The organism is Rhodococcus sp. NPDC060176 (assembly GCF_042728675.1).
Taxonomy (GTDB): domain Bacteria; phylum Actinomycetota; class Actinomycetes; order Mycobacteriales; family Mycobacteriaceae; genus Rhodococcus_F.
In genome coordinates, this window is sequence record NZ_JBHWYS010000002.1 from 1,168,639 (window position 1) to 1,184,212 (window position 15,574).

A 15,574-nucleotide genomic window follows, 5' to 3' on the forward strand; every position below is an offset into this window, starting at 1 on the left:
CTCACGGAGATTGGAAAGGCAAACCTTACAAAGAGTTTGGTACGCGTACGAATCCCGCATCTGATTAGTTCCCGGTTTCACATAGGTTTAGAGTCTGAGTCAAGTCGGTTCAGGATCCCGTCGAGCCCGGGCTGAGGTACATCGAAGCTCTCTGCAGGCTCGACGCGTCCACCAATGACGTTGGAGGCACAGCACTCGATGAGTACTACGACTGAAGCCGCTCCTCAGAAGGAGCGCACGAGGTCGCTTTACCGGGGCGACCCCGGAATGTGGTCCTGGGTTCTACACCGGATCACAGGCGTCGCTACTTTCTTCTTCCTATTCGTACACGTTCTCGATACGGCACTCGTTCGGGTCAATCCCGATACGTACGACGCCGTCATCGACACGTACAAGAACCCCCTCGTCGGCCTCATGGAGATCGGCCTCGTCGGCGTAGTCCTCTACCACGCCCTCAACGGCGTGCGCGTGATGTTGGTGGACTTCTGGTCGAAGGGCCCGAAGTACCAGCGCGTCATGCTCTGGACCATTCTGACGATCTGGTTCCTGGTGATGATCCCAGGCGCCGGACGCATCCTCATCAACATGTTTGCGGAGCACTGACATGGCGACTACTCACGGACCCGAAGCCAAGAGCCTGGGCACCTCATACGACCGTCCCGCAAGCCTGGACAACCCGCGGTCCCCGCGTGCGAAGGCTCGGAACAACTTCGAGTTGTACGCATGGCTGTTCATGCGCTTCTCCGGCGTCGCCCTGATCGTTCTGGTCCTGGGCCACATGTTCATCATGCTGATGCTCGACGGTGGCGTTCACCGTCTGAACTTCGCATTCGTCGCAGGTCGCTGGTCCAGCCCGTTCTGGCAGTTCTGGGACCTGACGATGCTGTGGCTGGCACAGCTGCACGGCGGCAACGGCCTGCGCACGGTCATCGCGGACTACTCCCGCAAGGACTCGACGCGCTTCTGGCTGACCACGATCCTCGTTCTCTCGATGATCCTGATCATGGGCCTGGGCACGTACGTCATCTTCACCTTCGACCCCAATATCTCGGCGAGCTAGGGGAGCACAGACTTCATGCAGGAACATCGTTATGACGTGGTCATCGTCGGCGCCGGCGGCGCAGGCATGCGTGCGGCAATCGAAGCTGGCCCCCGTGCCCGCACGGCCGTACTGACCAAGCTCTACCCCACCCGCAGCCACACCGGTGCGGCCCAGGGCGGCATGTGTGCCGCACTGGCGAACGTGGAGGAAGACAACTGGGAGTGGCACACCTTCGACACCGTCAAGGGCGGCGACTACCTCGCCGACCAGGACGCCGTCGAGATCATGGCCAAAGAGGCCATCGACGCGGTGCTCGACCTCGAGAAGATGGGCCTGCCGTTCAACCGCACGCCCGAAGGCAAGATCGACCAGCGTCGATTCGGTGGACACACCCGTGACCACGGCAAGGCACCCGTCCGCCGTGCGTGTTACGCAGCCGACCGCACCGGTCACATGATCCTGCAGACGCTCTACCAGAACTGCGTCAAGCACGACGTCGAGTTCTTCAACGAGTTCTACGCGCTCGACATCGCCATCACCGAGACCGAGGACGGCCCGGTTGCCACCGGTGTCATCTGCTACGAGCTCTCGACCGGCGAGCTGCACATCTTCCACGCCAAGTCGATCATCTTCGCGACCGGCGGCTCGGGACGCATGTACAAGACGACGTCCAACGCGCACACCCTCACCGGTGACGGCATGGGCATCATCTTCCGCAAGGGCCTGCCCCTCGAGGACATGGAGTTCCACCAGTTCCACCCGACAGGACTCGCGGGCCTCGGCATCCTGATCTCGGAAGCCGTCCGTGGTGAAGGTGGCATTCTCCGAAATGCCGACGGTGAGCGCTTCATGGAGCGCTACGCCCCCACCATCAAGGACCTCGCTCCGCGTGACATCGTGGCTCGTTCGATGGTCCTCGAAGTCCTCGAAGGCCGCGGCGCCGGCCCGAACAAGGACTACGTCTACATCGACGTGACGCACATCCCCGAGGAAGTTCTCGACGAGAAGCTCCCGGACATCATGGAGTTCTCGCGCACCTACCTCGGCGTGGACCCCGTCAAGGAGCCCGTGCCCGTCTACCCGACGTGCCACTACGTCATGGGCGGTATCCCCACCAAGATCAACGGTGAGGTTCTGCGCAACAACGACGAGGTCGTCAAGGGCCTGTACGCCGCCGGCGAATGTGCCTGCGTCTCCGTGCACGGCGCAAACCGCCTCGGCACCAACTCGCTCCTCGACATCAACGTGTTCGGCCGCCGCGCCGGCATCGCTGCCGCCGAGTACGCGAACTCCACCGAGTTCGTCGACCTGCCGGAAACCCCGGCCGCGATGGTCGAAGACTGGGTCGGCGTCATCCTGTCCGATCACGGCCACGAGCGCGTTGCGGACATCCGCACCGAGCTGCAGCAGTCGATGGACAACAACGCCTCCGTCTTCCGCACCGAAGAGCGCCTCACCCAGGCACTCAAGGATGTGCGTGCGCTCAAGGAGCGCTACAACCACATCACGGTCCAGGACAAGGGCAAGCGCTACAACAGCGACCTGCTCGAGGCCATCGAGCTGGGCTTCCTCCTCGAAATGGCAGAGGTCACCGTCGTCGGTGCCCTCAACCGCAAGGAATCGCGCGGCGGCCACGCTCGCGAGGACTTCCCGGATCGCAACGACGCCGAGTACATGAAGCACACGATGGCGTACAAGGAGGGTGACGGCCTGCTCTCCGACATCCGTCTGGACTACAAGCCGGTGATCCAGACCCGCTACGAGCCGATGGAGCGTAAGTACTGATGTCTGCGCCTGCTGTAGATGCACCAAAACTCCCCGCTGTTCCCGAGGGCGCCGTCATGGTCACCCTCAAGATCGCGCGGATGAACCCCGAATCGGGCGAGGGCCAGCACTGGGACAGTTTCCAGGTTCCGGCACTGCCCACCGACCGTCTGCTCAACCTGCTGCTGTACGTGAAGGGCTACCTCGACGGCACCCTCACGTTCCGTCGCAGCTGCGCACACGGTGTCTGTGGATCGGACGCCATGCGGATCAACGGTGTGAACCGTCTGGCCTGCAAGCTGCTGATGAAGGACATGCTGCCCAAGGACGGCAAGCCGGTCACCATCACGGTCGAGCCCATCAAGGGCCTGCCCGTCGAGAAGGACCTGGTTGTCGACATGGAGCCCTTCTTCGACGCATTCCGCGCCGTGAAGCCGTTCCTCATCACCAGTGGCAACGAGCCCACTCGTGAGCGCATCCAGAGCCAGCACGACCGTGCTCGTTTCGACGACACCACCAAGTGCATCCTCTGCGCATGCTGCACCACGTCGTGCCCCGTGTACTGGAGCGACGGCAGCTACTTCGGTCCCGCTGCCATCGTGAACGCACACCGGTTCATCTTCGACAGCCGTGACGAGGCCGCTTCCGAGCGTCTCGACATCCTGAACGACAAGGACGGCGTGTGGCGTTGCCGCACCACGTTCAACTGCACCGACGCGTGCCCCCGCGGCATCCAGGTGACAAAGGCTATTCAGGAAGTCAAGCGAGCGCTGCTCTTCGCTCGATAGTCAGGCCTTCGGCCCTGTGCGCGGTTAGGGAGTCTCCGGACTCCTTGACCGCGCACAGCTATGTCGGGGGCATGTTGAGCGGAGTCACGACCTGAACCGGTGACGTCGTAAAACCGAAGTGGGCGCCCATGGCGCCGTGCTCTTTCATGACCACCTGAGCGGCAGTGCGAAGATCCGCCCGCAGATCGTGGTGTAGCACCGCCGATATTCGCCTCTCCCCCAGCAACTTTCGATTGTCTCCGTCGAGATCGTGGGCGACGAAGACGGAGCACTCTCGATTCAGTTCTTCGAACGCGTCGACCGTGGCCAGGTTGCCGCCACCGATCGAATACACAGCACGGATCTGCGGATCGGATTCGAGCGCTGCCCGCACCAGTTTCCTACTCGTCTGGTCCAAACCGTCACTGTTCGGAATGTCGATCAAACGTCGATGCGGAGCCGAAACGCGCATGGCGGAGCGAAATCCCATCTCCCGTTCTTCCTCTCCGCGAAAGAATCCGCTGCTCATGCTGACCAGCACGTTGCCGTCCCGATCCCCCAGCCACTGATCGATCAAATACGCGGCGGTGGCTCCGGCGGCGCGGTTGTCGATGCCGATGTAAGCGGCTCGCCTGCTGCCGGCAACGTCGGTCACCAACGTGACGACCGGAATCTTTGCCGCCACGAGCCGATCGATCGCCGCCACGACTTCCGCAGTATCGGGAGCCTTGACGATGACACCGTGGGACCCGCGTCGGCGAATCTTGTCGAGCGTCGATGTCATCGCTTCTACCGAACCGGTCTCACGAAAGTGAAACCGGGACCGCACCACAGCGGGCGCAAGGGTCGGCAGTTCGGCCTCGAGCGCGTCGCGGACGGCGTCGGAAAACCGTGCGGGAGTTTGCAACACGACGTCGACGATGAATGTTCGACCGACCAGTTTCAGTTGCGAGCGTTGACGTTCCAGGTCCGTGATCGCCTGGCGAACCTCCGATCGTGTGCCGTCGCGAACTCCGGGACGGTCGTTGAGCACCCGGTCGACGGTGGCCTCACTCAGGCCCGACTGCTGGGCGATCTCCCGCACTTTGAATCGATGCGCCACAACTACCTCACAATGATGGATATTTGATGGTTTTTCGCTGTTGCTCGAGGTCTTCGTCACAGCCAGACTAAACCCATGACTTCTCCGCCGGGCGTAATCAGGCCTGCACTCCTAGCCGACACTGTCGTACTGGTCAGTGGCGGCTCGCAAGGCGTCGGCGCCGGCGTCGTACGCGCCGCTGTCCGTGAGGGCGCTCAGGTGGCTTTCACCGGCCGACGCCCTGACGTCGGAAAGACTCTCGAGGCAGAACTTCCGGGAACCCATTTCATCGAAGCCGATGTGGCACAGACGGATTCCGCACTCGCCAGCGTGGCCGAGACGATCTCGCATTTCGGCCGCGTGGATGCCCTCGTCAATTCTGCCGGGCTCACCTCGCGCGGCACGCTGCTCGACACCACCGAAGAACTCTTCGACCAGCACATCGCGGTGAACCTTCGCGGTCCGTTCTTCACGATGCAGGCAGCAGTCAAAGACATGCGCGAGCGTGCGGTCCCCGGGTCCATCGTCAACATCATCTCCACGTCCGAACTCGGCGGCCAGCCATATCTCGCGCCGTACGTGGCAGCGAAGGCCGGGCTGGCGGGTCTGACCCGCAACGCCGCCCATGCGCATCGCTGGGATCGTATCCGGATCAACGGTCTCGACATCGGGTGGACACAGACCGAGGGAGAAGACCTCACGCAGAGAGCTTTTCACGACGCCGGTGACGATTGGCAGGAACGTGCAGGCAGCACCCTCCCCATGGGCAAGCTCGGACAGGTCGACGAAATCGCCGACTTCGTCGTCTTCCTGCTCTCCGATCGCAGCGGAGTCGTGACGGGTTCGATCATCGACTGGGACCAGAACGTCTTCGGAGGGCTGGACTGATGGGCGCTCGCATCGGAGTCATCGGGCTCGGAAGAATCGGCAGCTACCACGCCCGAAACCTGCTCACGATGGACGGCGTCGACTCGCTGGTGGTCACCGATGCCGACGCACCTCGCACCTCCGACGTGGCAACCGAACTCGACGTGGAGTCCGCCGCCGACCCAGAGTCTCTTCTCGCCTCGGGAGTCGACGGCGTTCTGATCGCCGCGTCGTCGAGTTCGCACGCCGACTTGATCGAAGCCGCTGTCCGCCGGGGTATCCCGACGTTCTGCGAAAAGCCGGTCGCCGACTCCATCGAATCTTCCGTTCGTGTACTCCAGGCTGTCGAGCAGACTTCGGTACCGGTCCAGATCGGATTTCAGCGCCGCTTCGATCCGTCATTTGTGGCGGCATACGACGCCGTTCGATCCGGACAGCTCGGTTGGATCCACACTCTCCGATCGACCACCCTCGATCCTGCTCCCCCACCGATCTCGTACATCGAACACTCCGGCGGCATCTTCCGCGACTGCTCGATCCACGATTTCGACATCGTCAGGTGGGTCAGCGGCCGCGAAGTCACCACGGTCTTTGCCACCGGCTCGAATCAGGGTGATCGCGCGATCGCCGATGCCGGTGACGTCGACACCGCTGCAACGGTTCTCACGTTCGAAGGCGGGACCATCGCGGTCGTGTCGAATACTCGCTACAACGGCCGTGGCCACGACTGCCGGCTCGAAGTCCTCGGCTCGAGAGACTCCGTCGCTGCGGGACTCGACGACCGTTTGCCACTCCGCTCGCTCGACCCCGGAATCTCGTTTCCCTCGAAGGAGCCGCACACGTTTTTCATGGACCGTTTCACTTCCGCCTACCGTGCCGAACTCGAAGCATTCCTCGGCGTTGTCGCCGGGCGTCGGGAATCACCCTGTACTCCCGCGGATGCAGTCGAGTCGGCCTGGATCTCCGAAGCTGCAACGTACTCGCTGCACCAGGGTAGGCCCGTGGCGATCACCGAAGTCAAAGATCTGTTCCTTCACAACAAGAATGAGGCACACACATGAGCACTCCCCGCATCGCCGGCGCACCGATCTCCTGGGGTGTGTGTGAAGTCCCGGGTTGGGGCTACCAACTCGACCCCGCGCAGGTTCTCCGCGAAATGCGCGAAGTCGGCCTCGCGGCAACGGAAATCGGACCGGAGGGCTTTCTGCCGACAGCACCCGCCGAGATGGCCAAGGTGCTCGCGGATCACGACCTGAGCGCAGTCGGCGGGTTCGCACCGGTACTACTGCACGATCACGATCATGATCCGGTGCCAGGCATCTCCCCCATCCTCGACGGTTTTGTCGCCTCGGGTGCCGAGGTTTTGGTTCTCGCTGCCGCGACGGGTTCCGACGGCTACGATTCACGTCCGGAATTGGACGAGCAGAGTTGGAAAACCCTGCTGCACAATCTCGATCGGCTCACCGACGCCGCGGCCGAGCGCGGCATTCGAGCAGTCGTCCACCCTCACGTCGGAACGATGATCGAGCAGCGCGACGAGGTCCTGCGCGTGCTCGACGGCTCGGCCATCCCACTGTGTCTCGACACCGGCCACCTGTTGATCGGCGGCACCGATCCGGTCGACCTGGCGCGTCAAGCTCCCGAGCGCATTACCCACGTACATCTCAAGGACGTCGACGATGCCCTCGCATCACGCGTTCGCAGCGGCGAGCTCACCTACACCGACGGCGTCAAGGCGGGAATGTACCGTCCGCTCGGTGGCGGCGACGTCGACATCGCCGGTGTCACGGCCATCTTGCAGCGACACGGTTTCGACGGGTGGTACGTGCTCGAGCAGGACACCATCTTGACCGAGGCGCCGTCGGACGAGGGACCGGTACGCGACGTGCGAGCCAGCGTCGAGTACCTGCGGTCGGTTCTGTGACACCTACCCCGCTGCGAATAGGCATTCTGGGAGCCTCACGAATCGCCGAGAACGCGATGATCAAACCCGCAACGGCCACCGGGCACCGCCTGGTGGCCGTTGCCGCACGCAACCCCGAGCGTGCCAGAGCCTATGCGGCCCAGCATGGGATCGAACGGGTGGTCGGTTCGTACGCGGAGCTGATTTCGGATCCGGAGGTGGACGTCGTCTACAACGCGCTGCCCAACAGCCTGCACGGCCCGTGGAATCTCGCCGCCATTCAGGCGGGCAAGCACGTGCTGACGGAGAAACCGTTTTCGAGCAACGCGGCGGAAGCACAGGCGGTAGTCGAGGCAGCACGCGTGAGCGGAGTGACGCTGCTCGAGGGTTTCCACTACCTCTTTCATCCGGTGAACCGGCGCCTGCTGGATCTGGTTCGGAATGGCGCCGTCGGCGAACTAACTCGAGTGGAAACGGTACTGCGGATGCCGACCCCCGCCGAGAACGATCCGCGGTGGGAACTCGCGTTGGCGGGAGGGTCTCTGATGGACCTGGGCTGCTACGGATTACACGCTTCCCGGATGCTGAGTGACGTGTGCGGTGGGGCGCCGGTAGTGACCGCGACCCGTCACGAGGAATACGTTCCGGGCGTTGATTCGTGGTTCGACATCGAACTCGAATATCCCAGCGGCGCCACGGCATCCGTGGTGACCACGATGTTGGACGAGCGTTATCACTTCACCTTCCGAGTCTTCGGCACGGAAGGTGACGTCCTGGTGCACAACTTCCTGCAGCCGGACGTCGACGACCGCGTCTCCGTCACGGCCGGTGGGCACACGATCGTCGAGCCTCTGGGCACCACGTCGTCGTACACCTACCAACTCGAGGCCCTGGCCGATCATCTGGCCGGGGACTCGACACTTCCCATCGGCCCGGCCGACGCGCTCGCCAACATGACGATGATCGACGAGGCGTACATGCATTCCGGCCTCGGGGTTCGGCCGACTACCACCCTCTGACGAAACGACTACTGCCTCGGTTCGATTCGAACCGAGGCAGTAGTCGTGACGTTCTGATCTAGCGGCGAAGCTCGTGGGTCAGTGTCTCGAGCTCGTCACCGCCTGCCATCTCCTTGGTCAGTTCTTCGAGCGAGATGTCGTCGTACTTGGCGTCGAGCTTCTGACGTCCTCGGTTGAGGAGCACGAAGTGATCGCCGACCATGTACGCGTGGTGCGGGTTGTGCGTGATGAAGATGACGCCGAAACCCTGCTCCTTGGCAGCGGTGATGTAGCGCAACACCATTCCCGATTGCTTGACGCCGAGCGCTGCTGTCGGCTCGTCGAGAATCAGCACGCGCGCGCCGAAGAAGATGGCGCGTGCGATGGCAACACACTGACGCTGACCGCCGGAAAGGCTGCCGATCGGTGCGTCGACGTCGGGCAGTTCGATGCCCATCTTCGACAGTTCCGAGAGCGTCGTCGCACGCATGGCGTTGGCGTCGAGCGACTTGATGAGTCCGCCCTTGCGCAGTTCCTGCCCGAGGAAGAAGTTGCGCCACACCGGCATCAGCGCAACAACGGCGAGGTCCTGGTAGACCGTCGCGATGCCTTTGCCAAGCGCTTCTTTCGGAGAATGGAACGTCGTCGGTTCGCCGTCGACGAGCAGTTCACCTTCGCTCTGCTGGTGCAGGCCGGCGATGATCTTGATCAGTGTGGACTTGCCTGCGCCGTTGTCACCGAGCACGCCGGTCACCTCACCCGCGCCGACGCGGAGGTTGATTCCCTTGAGCGCGATGATGTTTCCGTATTGCTTACCGACGTCCTTGAGCTCGATCAGTGGCACGTTGCCGCCCGAGTTCGAGAGAGCGGGAACTTCAGCTGTGGTACTCATGTGTCACCTTTTCGCAGCGTAGTTGCGGAATGCGTTGTTGGCGATGACCGCGAAGAGCAGCATGGCGCCGAGGAAGAACTTGAACCAGTCCGGGTTCCAGCCTGCGTAGACGATGCCCTGGTTGGTCATACCGAAGATGAATGCGCCGATCGCAGCGCCGATCGCGGTTCCGTAACCACCGGTGAGCAAGCAACCACCGATGACTGCGGCGATGATGTACAGGAACTCGTTACCGACTCCCTGACCGGACTGAACGGTGTTGAACGAGAACAGCAGATGCATGCCCACGAACCAGGCCGCAAAGCCGACGGTCATGAACAGACCGATCTTGACTGCCGTCACCGGCACACCGATCGCGCGTGCGCTGTCCTGATTACCACCGACCGCGAAGATCCAGTTGCCGATCTTGGTCTTGAACAAGATGAACGTGGCAATCGCGGTGAACAGCAGCCACCACACGACGGTGATCTTGACGGACACGCCGAATACCGAGAAGGACGACGCGAATACCTTTTTGGCGGAATCGAATCCGGCCATGTCGGAGACGCTGGGTGTGGCCACTTGACCACTCACGAGCTTGGTGACGGCCAGGTTGATGCCGGTCAACATCAGGAACGAACTCAAGGTGATGAGGAAGCTGGGGATCTTCGTCTTCATGACGAGGTAACCGTTGAAGAATCCGACCGCGAGTGAAACCACCAGCGCCATAATTGCGCCCACCCACAGATTGAGGTGCAGGTTGTAGGCGATCATGGACGCTGCCAGCGAGGACGTGGTGACCGCGACGCCGGCGGAGAGGTCGAACTCGCCGCCGATCATGAGCAGGGCGACCGCGCAAGCCATGATACCGATCGTGGAGCTGGAGTAGAGCACTGTCGCAAGCGCTTCCGGCGTACGGAACGGCGCCGCGACGATACAGAAGAAGATGAAAATAGCGATGGCGCCGACAAGTGAACCCATCTCGGGGCGGAGCAGCAGACGCTGAATGCGCTTCTGCTCCTTCACCCGTTCATCGGTCACGACTTTGTGGGCGGCAAGGTCGAGATCTGCCTGAGTGGACATGATTTCCCTTCCGTGCTGGACAGGCGCACGGCGGGCGGATTCTCAGCCCTCCGTGCGCCCGGATCAGCGAGTTCCGTTCTTGGCGTACTCGGCGACCGAGTCGATGTTGGTGTTGTCGATGAACGCGGGTCCGGTCAGCGTCGGCAGGCCGCCGCCGATCACGTTGCCGTTGTTGAGGTAGAGCCACAGCGAATCGATGGCGAGGTAGCCCTGCAGGAAGGGTTGCTGGTCCACTGCCCACTGCACGTCACCGGATTTGATGGCGTCGACGAGAGCCGCGTTGGTGTCGAAGGTGACCACCTTCGCCTTGCTGCCTGCGTTGCCGACCGACGTCACGGACGTCAATGCAAACGGCGCACCGAGAGCGAGGACTCGATCGATGGCCGGGTCCTGCTGAAGCTTCGCGGTGATGGTCGACTCCACCGACGGCATGTCCTTGCCGTTGACGTTGAGAATCTCCGTCGCTCCCTTGAACGACTTCTTCACACCGGCACAACGTGATTCGAGGCTCACGTTGCCCTGCTCCTGAATGACGCACAACACCTTGGTCGCTCCTTCGGTGTTGAGTCGCTCGCCCGCAGCTTCACCGGCAATCGACTCGTCCTGACCGAAGTACTCCTTGACGCCCATGTCCTTCCAGGTTTCGAGGCCCGAGTTGAGGGCGACCACCGGAATGCCCGCGGCGGTGGCACTTTGGACCGCGGCAACCACGGCGTCAGGCTTCGCGAGGGTGACTGCAATCCCGTCGACCTTGCTGTCGATCGCGCTCTGAACCAGGTTGGCCTGATTCGGTGCCTCGGGATCGGCGGAGTACCGAAGTTCGATGTTGTCCTTCGCCGCTGCGGTTTCGGCGCCCTTGCGCACCAGATCCCAGAACGTGTCACCGGGAACTTCGTGGGTGATCATCGCAATGGTGGCGCGGGGCGTGTCCGCTGTACCCGCGCCCATTCCGGATCCGGAAGAATCCGGCTTACCGCCGGTGCTTGAACAGGCGGCCAGACCCAAGACCACGACTGAGGCTCCGGCCAGTACGGCAACGCTCTTGCGCCCCGTGAGAAACGACATGTGAACTCCCTCTCGACATCAACCAACGGCCCGCGAACGGATGGTGCTCGGTTGTATGTGAAAGATGTAATACCCGTCACAGTCGAATGTCAATAGTTTGTTCTGACATTAGGACTGCTTATCAAAGACGGGACAAACCGGATCCCGTGGAAACGCCAGGTCAACGCACTGCAGGTCCAGTTGAACCTCGAACTACTAGTTGTGGCTGCGCGACTATGTCCTTGCCCAAGAGTCCACTTCCGCCGTCGAGGCGTTCGGAGATCCGCTCCACCGCGGCGCCGCCCAGAAACGCCGTGTCCTGCCCGACACTGGTCAGATCGATGTGCGTCAAACCTGCCAATGCACTGTTGTCGAATCCGATCACGGAGACGTCACCGGGCACCGAGACTCCGGAACGCAAGAAGACGTCCAGGACTCCGAGCGCGCAACGATCATTGAAAGCGAAGACCGCACTGGGAAGCCCTTCTTCGACCATCGACCGCGCGGCGCCTGCCCCGAACGCCTCCGTGAGACCGCCGGGAAGGATCCGCGATTCCAGACCGGTCGCCCGCATGGCCTTCCGGTAGCCCTGACGCCTCTCCTGGGCACCCGGACCGCGTCCGCCGTCGACGTGGACGATCGAGCGGTGCCCGAGTTCGACGAGATGATTCACGGCCATCACGGCGCCCGCCTCGTCGTCCGTGCGGACAACGTCCACATGCACTGAGGGCATCTTCCGCGCGAGCACGACGACGGGAACCTTGGCCGCCAGGTCGACGATCTCCGATTCCGGCGCCTGCGAACCCAACAGCAAGATCGCCTCGCATCGGTCATCGAGAAGGGTACGCACAGCGCGCGAGCCAGGCCTGCGATCCGAGACGGCACTGAGGACGACGTCGTAGCGCAACCTTTCCGCTGCGTCGTAGATCTCATCGAGCAGTTCCGCGTGAAATGTTTGCGCCGCAACGTAACTGACACCGATCAAGCGGCTGCGATGTTGACGCAGCAGTCGCGCAGCGTTGTCGGGTCGATAGCCGAGTTGGTCCGCGGCCGCCTTGACTCGTACACGCGTCGCATCGCTGGCACCCGGGACATCACGAATGACGATGGACACCAGTGCGCGTGACACTCCGGCTAGATCGGCAACATCCTGCAAGGTGGGGCGTCGACTGTTCACCTCAACAGACTAGATCGTTCCAGCAAATACGCACGCAAACATTGACGCGCGCCGCAACCGGCGCTTTACTGGCACCACTAGAACGATCTAGTTCCTCATTCTCACTCCGAACGGAGCCCCCCATGTCTGCCTCTGTTGCAGTCGGTCTCATCGGCGCCGGATGGATCGGCCGTTTCCACGGCGAGTCCGTCGCGCTGCGCATCCCCGGCACCCGTCTGGTCGCCGTCGCCGACCCCGCGCCCGGCGCTGCGGCGTCATTGATCGAGCGTGTCAGTCCCGACGCTCGCCCGTATACCGATGCACTCGAACTGATCGCCGATCCGAACGTCGAAGCGGTGCTCATCAGTACGCCCGCATCAACTCACACCGATCTCGTGGTGGCAGCAGCGGAGGCCGGCAAACATGTCTTCTGTGAAAAGCCGATGGCCTTGACGCTCGAAGACGCCGATCGCGCAATCGGCGCGGGCGCTGCGAACAACGTTGCGCTGCAGGTCGGTTTCAATCGGCGCTTCGCCGCTGATTTCGCGGCAGCCCACGACGTGATCACCACCGGCGGGATCGGGACCCCACAGCTACTGCGTTCCCTGACCCGCGATCCGGGCATCACCGCCGACGTCGCTGCTCGGGTCAAGCCGTGGACCATCTTCAACGAGACGCTGATTCACGACTTCGACGCTCTGCTCTGGCTCAACCCGGGGGCACGCGTCGTCGAGGTGTTCGCGCAGGCCGATGCTCTCATCCATCCGCAGTACAAGGAGCAGGGGTACCTCGATACGTCGATGGTTCAGTTGCGCTTCGACAACGGCGCCCTCGCGTCGGCCGAGGCCAACTTCCAGGCCACCTACGGCTATGACGTGCGCGGTGAAGTCTTCGGTTCCGGAGGAATGGTGAGTGCAGGAGAGGTCACTCGGACCGCGATGCGTCATTACAGCTCGCCGGGTGTTCTGGCCGACACACCCCGGGTGAACATCGAACTCTTCCATGACGCATATGTCGCTCAGCTGGCACACTTCGCCGATTGCGTCCGCTCCGGTACTGCGCCGTCAGTTGACGGTCTCGATGCCCGCAACGCGCTGGAAATTGCCTTGGCTGCAAAAGAATCCGTGGAAACCGGGCTGCCGGTGTCGCTACTGTCGGTGCCGCGATGAGCCCGTTCGACTTGGCGGTCTCCGCCGAAATGACGTTCACCGAACTCCCCTTCGTCGAGCGTGTTCGGCGGATCTCGGATGCGGGATTTGCTGCAGAGATCTGGAGTTGGCAGGACAAGGACCTCGACGCTCTTGTCGCCACCGGAGCTCGGTTCTCCTCGATGACCGGCTACCTGCACGGCGATTTGTTCGACGAGGCGGGCAGCGCCGAACTGGTACGCACGGCGCAGCTGTGCCTCGCTCCGGCAGCGAAACTCGGCGTTCCCCGGCTGAACTTCCACACCGGTGAGCTGATCGACGGGCAGGCTGCTCGCCCGCAGTATCGAACTACCGGGGCGATGTGGCTGACCGCCGGCCGCGCACTCGAGAAGATCGCGCGCCTCGGCGAAGACGCCGGAGTTGTCTTCTGCCTCGAGAATCTCAATACGATTGTCGATCACCCCGGAGTTCCGATGGCCCGAGCCAAAGACACTCTGGCACTGGTGGAATCCGTCTCACACCCGAACCTCAAGATGATGCTCGATCTCTACCACGCACAGATCGGCGAAGGAAACCTCATCGAACTCGTGCGGCGTTGTGGTGACAACATCGGCGAGATTCAGGTGGCCGACGTACCCGGTCGATGCGAGCCCGGAACCGGCGAGATCAACTACCCCGCCATCGCACGCGTGCTCGCTGACCAGGGATACACCGGCACAATCGGTTTGGAGGGTTGGGCGTCGGGAGACAGTGACGTCGCGCTCGCTGCCTTCCGGAAAGCCTTCACGCTCTAGGCCTCCCCCGGGAACGTGATCCCTACCTGACGGCGGATCTCGTCGAGGATGTCGAGCGTCGCAATGGCCGCGTCGAGCGGATGGACCGGCGACTCGATATCCCCGGCGGTGATCCGACGCGCCGCCTCGGCCGCCTCGAACGCGAGACCTCCGACGTATCCGTCGACCGGGTCGTCGTAGCGCGCAGATCTTCCGTCTCCGAGCCGGACCGTAAAGGACCCGGGGCGGTAGAACGTCGAGTCCAGAACGATCATCCCCTTGTCACCGCAGATCGACGCGGTGTTGGGTGTGTCAGCGAGGATGGTGGTGCTCAGACTGGCCTGAGCTACACCGGACCACGAGAGCACCGCGGAAATCTGGCCGTTCACTTGGTGGTTGGCCGGTTGGCCGAGAGCGAAAACCGAACTCGGAACACCTAGTACGCGATGCGCAAGACTGACCGGGTAGGTCCCGAGGTCGAGAAGCGGCCCGCCCGCGAGCGCCGGATCGTAAATACGGTGATCGGTCTCGAACCGTTCACCGTGATCTGCCAGAACCGTACGTATGGTTCCCAGAAGTCCAGCCTCGATGATCTGGTCGATCACATCGAACTTGGGCAGGAAGGACGTCCACATCGCCTCCATGCAGAACAATCCGAGCGCTGCTCCCCTCTCTTGAATGGCACGTCCCTGTCCGCCGTTCAAGGCAAGTGGTTTCTCGATCACAACATGCTTTCCGTGATCCAATGCCGCCATCGCGCAATCGAAATGAGCAGTGTGCGGGGTTGCGACATAGACGACGTCCACCTCCTCGGAGGCAAGCAAAGCTTCGTAACTGCCGTGAGTGCGTCGGATCCCCCACTGGTCCGCGAAGGCCTGCGCTCGGGCCAGTCCGCGCGAAGCAACTGCCGTCACCTCCTGAGCTGTATTGGCCTGCAGGGATTCCACGAAGCGTTGTGCAATCCAGCCGGGACCGAGAATCCCCCAGCGCAAAGTCGGGGCATCGATCGGATCGGCAACCCTGGTCCGAGGAAGTTCCAGAACTGTGGAAGAAGTCATGCCTCGAACTGTAGAGTCG

At 62.5% G+C, this 15,574-nt stretch carries 16 protein-coding genes; 10 read left to right on the forward strand and 6 right to left on the reverse strand.

Going from position 1 to position 15,574, the window contains the following annotated elements:
• The first annotated feature begins 198 nt into the window (after positions 1–198).
• From sdhC to ACFWEM_RS13870, 4 genes are read left to right on the forward strand one after another with little or no spacing between them, the layout of a single operon-like run.
• Complete coding sequence (gene sdhC / locus ACFWEM_RS13855; RefSeq protein ID WP_020969155.1) at positions 199–603, forward strand: succinate dehydrogenase, cytochrome b556 subunit; 405 nt, start codon at positions 199–201, stop codon at positions 601–603.
• A 1-nt stretch (position 604) separates the two neighbouring features.
• Positions 605–1,060, forward strand: a complete 456-nt coding sequence (locus ACFWEM_RS13860; RefSeq protein WP_003940699.1) for a succinate dehydrogenase hydrophobic membrane anchor subunit — start codon at positions 605–607, stop codon at positions 1,058–1,060.
• Between the two features lie 15 nt (positions 1,061–1,075).
• Positions 1,076–2,827: a succinate dehydrogenase flavoprotein subunit gene (gene sdhA / locus ACFWEM_RS13865; RefSeq protein WP_019747692.1), complete on the forward strand. Its 1,752-nt coding sequence runs from the start codon at positions 1,076–1,078 to the stop codon at positions 2,825–2,827.
• Positions 2,827–3,594, forward strand: coding sequence for a succinate dehydrogenase iron-sulfur subunit (locus ACFWEM_RS13870; protein ID WP_003940925.1), 768 nt, complete (start codon positions 2,827–2,829; stop codon positions 3,592–3,594). The genes sdhA and ACFWEM_RS13870 overlap by 1 nt, the downstream gene beginning before the upstream one ends.
• Before the next feature lie 58 nt (positions 3,595–3,652).
• On the opposite strand, the gene ACFWEM_RS13875 is transcribed toward ACFWEM_RS13870, so the two are convergent.
• A complete protein-coding gene (locus ACFWEM_RS13875) occupies positions 3,653–4,675 on the reverse strand; it encodes a LacI family DNA-binding transcriptional regulator (protein WP_378534225.1) in 1,023 nt (340 codons plus the stop codon).
• Between the two features lie 75 nt (positions 4,676–4,750).
• On the opposite strand from ACFWEM_RS13875, the gene ACFWEM_RS13880 reads away from it, so the two are divergent.
• From ACFWEM_RS13880 to ACFWEM_RS13895, 4 genes are read left to right on the forward strand one after another with little or no spacing between them, the layout of a single operon-like run.
• A complete protein-coding gene (locus ACFWEM_RS13880) occupies positions 4,751–5,542 on the forward strand; it encodes an SDR family oxidoreductase (RefSeq protein WP_075832802.1) in 792 nt (263 codons plus the stop codon).
• Positions 5,542–6,582 carry a Gfo/Idh/MocA family oxidoreductase gene (locus ACFWEM_RS13885; RefSeq protein ID WP_378534227.1) on the forward strand — a complete coding sequence of 347 codons (1,041 nt, stop codon included), beginning with the start codon at positions 5,542–5,544 and terminating at the stop codon, positions 6,580–6,582. The genes ACFWEM_RS13880 and ACFWEM_RS13885 overlap by 1 nt, the downstream gene beginning before the upstream one ends.
• A complete protein-coding gene (locus ACFWEM_RS13890; protein WP_378447699.1) occupies positions 6,579–7,445 on the forward strand; it encodes a TIM barrel protein in 867 nt (288 codons plus the stop codon). Before ACFWEM_RS13885 ends, ACFWEM_RS13890 begins: the two co-directional genes overlap by 4 nt.
• Positions 7,442–8,443: a Gfo/Idh/MocA family protein gene (locus ACFWEM_RS13895; protein WP_378534229.1), complete on the forward strand. Its 1,002-nt coding sequence runs from the start codon at positions 7,442–7,444 to the stop codon at positions 8,441–8,443. The genes ACFWEM_RS13890 and ACFWEM_RS13895 overlap by 4 nt, the downstream gene beginning before the upstream one ends.
• A 58-nt stretch (positions 8,444–8,501) precedes the next feature.
• Here the strand turns inward: ACFWEM_RS13895 and ACFWEM_RS13900 are convergent, their stop codons facing one another.
• From ACFWEM_RS13900 to ACFWEM_RS13915, 4 genes are all read right to left on the reverse strand, one after another.
• Positions 8,502–9,314: an ATP-binding cassette domain-containing protein gene (locus ACFWEM_RS13900; RefSeq protein WP_007727336.1), complete on the reverse strand. Its 813-nt coding sequence runs from the start codon at positions 9,312–9,314 to the stop codon at positions 8,502–8,504.
• A 3-nt stretch (positions 9,315–9,317) separates the two neighbouring features.
• Positions 9,318–10,376, reverse strand: coding sequence for an ABC transporter permease (locus ACFWEM_RS13905; RefSeq protein WP_378534232.1), 1,059 nt, complete (start codon positions 10,374–10,376; stop codon positions 9,318–9,320).
• A 63-nt stretch (positions 10,377–10,439) separates the two neighbouring features.
• Entirely contained in the window at positions 10,440–11,441 is a 1,002-nt protein-coding gene (locus ACFWEM_RS13910; RefSeq protein ID WP_378534234.1) for a substrate-binding domain-containing protein, read from the reverse strand.
• Between the two features lie 160 nt (positions 11,442–11,601).
• The gene (locus ACFWEM_RS13915) at positions 11,602–12,597 is read right to left on the reverse strand and encodes a LacI family DNA-binding transcriptional regulator (RefSeq protein WP_378534236.1); all 996 of its coding nucleotides are present in this window, start codon (positions 12,595–12,597) and stop codon (positions 11,602–11,604) included.
• A 122-nt stretch (positions 12,598–12,719) separates the two neighbouring features.
• On the opposite strand from ACFWEM_RS13915, the gene ACFWEM_RS13920 reads away from it, so the two are divergent.
• Both ACFWEM_RS13920 and ACFWEM_RS13925 read left to right on the forward strand, forming a co-directional pair.
• Positions 12,720–13,745, forward strand: coding sequence for a Gfo/Idh/MocA family oxidoreductase (locus tag ACFWEM_RS13920; protein ID WP_378534238.1), 1,026 nt, complete (start codon positions 12,720–12,722; stop codon positions 13,743–13,745).
• Positions 13,742–14,518, forward strand: coding sequence for a TIM barrel protein (locus tag ACFWEM_RS13925; protein WP_378534240.1), 777 nt, complete (start codon positions 13,742–13,744; stop codon positions 14,516–14,518). Before ACFWEM_RS13920 ends, ACFWEM_RS13925 begins: the two co-directional genes overlap by 4 nt.
• Here the strand turns inward: ACFWEM_RS13925 and ACFWEM_RS13930 are convergent.
• The gene (locus ACFWEM_RS13930) at positions 14,515–15,555 is read right to left on the reverse strand and encodes a Gfo/Idh/MocA family protein (RefSeq protein WP_378534242.1); all 1,041 of its coding nucleotides are present in this window, start codon (positions 15,553–15,555) and stop codon (positions 14,515–14,517) included. The two genes, ACFWEM_RS13925 and ACFWEM_RS13930, sit on opposite strands and share 4 nt — an antisense overlap.
• Positions 15,556–15,574: the final 19 nt, after the last annotated feature.

Bases quoted from the DNA above. Each gene is read 5' to 3' on its own strand.
- ACFWEM_RS13925 (WP_378534240.1), top strand. From the start codon at position 13,742: ATGAGCCCGTTCGACTTGGCGGTCTCCGCCGAAATGACGTTCACCGAA.
- sdhA (WP_019747692.1), top strand. From the start codon at position 1,076: ATGCAGGAACATCGTTATGACGTGGTCATCGTCGGCGCCGGCGGCGCA.
- ACFWEM_RS13870 (WP_003940925.1), top strand. From the start codon at position 2,827: ATGTCTGCGCCTGCTGTAGATGCACCAAAACTCCCCGCTGTTCCCGAG.
- sdhC (WP_020969155.1), top strand. From the start codon at position 199: ATGAGTACTACGACTGAAGCCGCTCCTCAGAAGGAGCGCACGAGGTCG.
- ACFWEM_RS13905 (WP_378534232.1), bottom strand. From the start codon at position 10,376: ATGTCCACTCAGGCAGATCTCGACCTTGCCGCCCACAAAGTCGTGACC.
- ACFWEM_RS13900 (WP_007727336.1), bottom strand. From the start codon at position 9,314: ATGAGTACCACAGCTGAAGTTCCCGCTCTCTCGAACTCGGGCGGCAAC.
- ACFWEM_RS13930 (WP_378534242.1), bottom strand. From the start codon at position 15,555: ATGACTTCTTCCACAGTTCTGGAACTTCCTCGGACCAGGGTTGCCGAT.
- ACFWEM_RS13860 (WP_003940699.1), top strand. From the start codon at position 605: ATGGCGACTACTCACGGACCCGAAGCCAAGAGCCTGGGCACCTCATAC.
- ACFWEM_RS13910 (WP_378534234.1), bottom strand. From the start codon at position 11,441: ATGTCGTTTCTCACGGGGCGCAAGAGCGTTGCCGTACTGGCCGGAGCC.
- ACFWEM_RS13885 (WP_378534227.1), top strand. From the start codon at position 5,542: ATGGGCGCTCGCATCGGAGTCATCGGGCTCGGAAGAATCGGCAGCTAC.
- ACFWEM_RS13890 (WP_378447699.1), top strand. From the start codon at position 6,579: ATGAGCACTCCCCGCATCGCCGGCGCACCGATCTCCTGGGGTGTGTGT.
- ACFWEM_RS13880 (WP_075832802.1), top strand. From the start codon at position 4,751: ATGACTTCTCCGCCGGGCGTAATCAGGCCTGCACTCCTAGCCGACACT.
- ACFWEM_RS13920 (WP_378534238.1), top strand. From the start codon at position 12,720: ATGTCTGCCTCTGTTGCAGTCGGTCTCATCGGCGCCGGATGGATCGGC.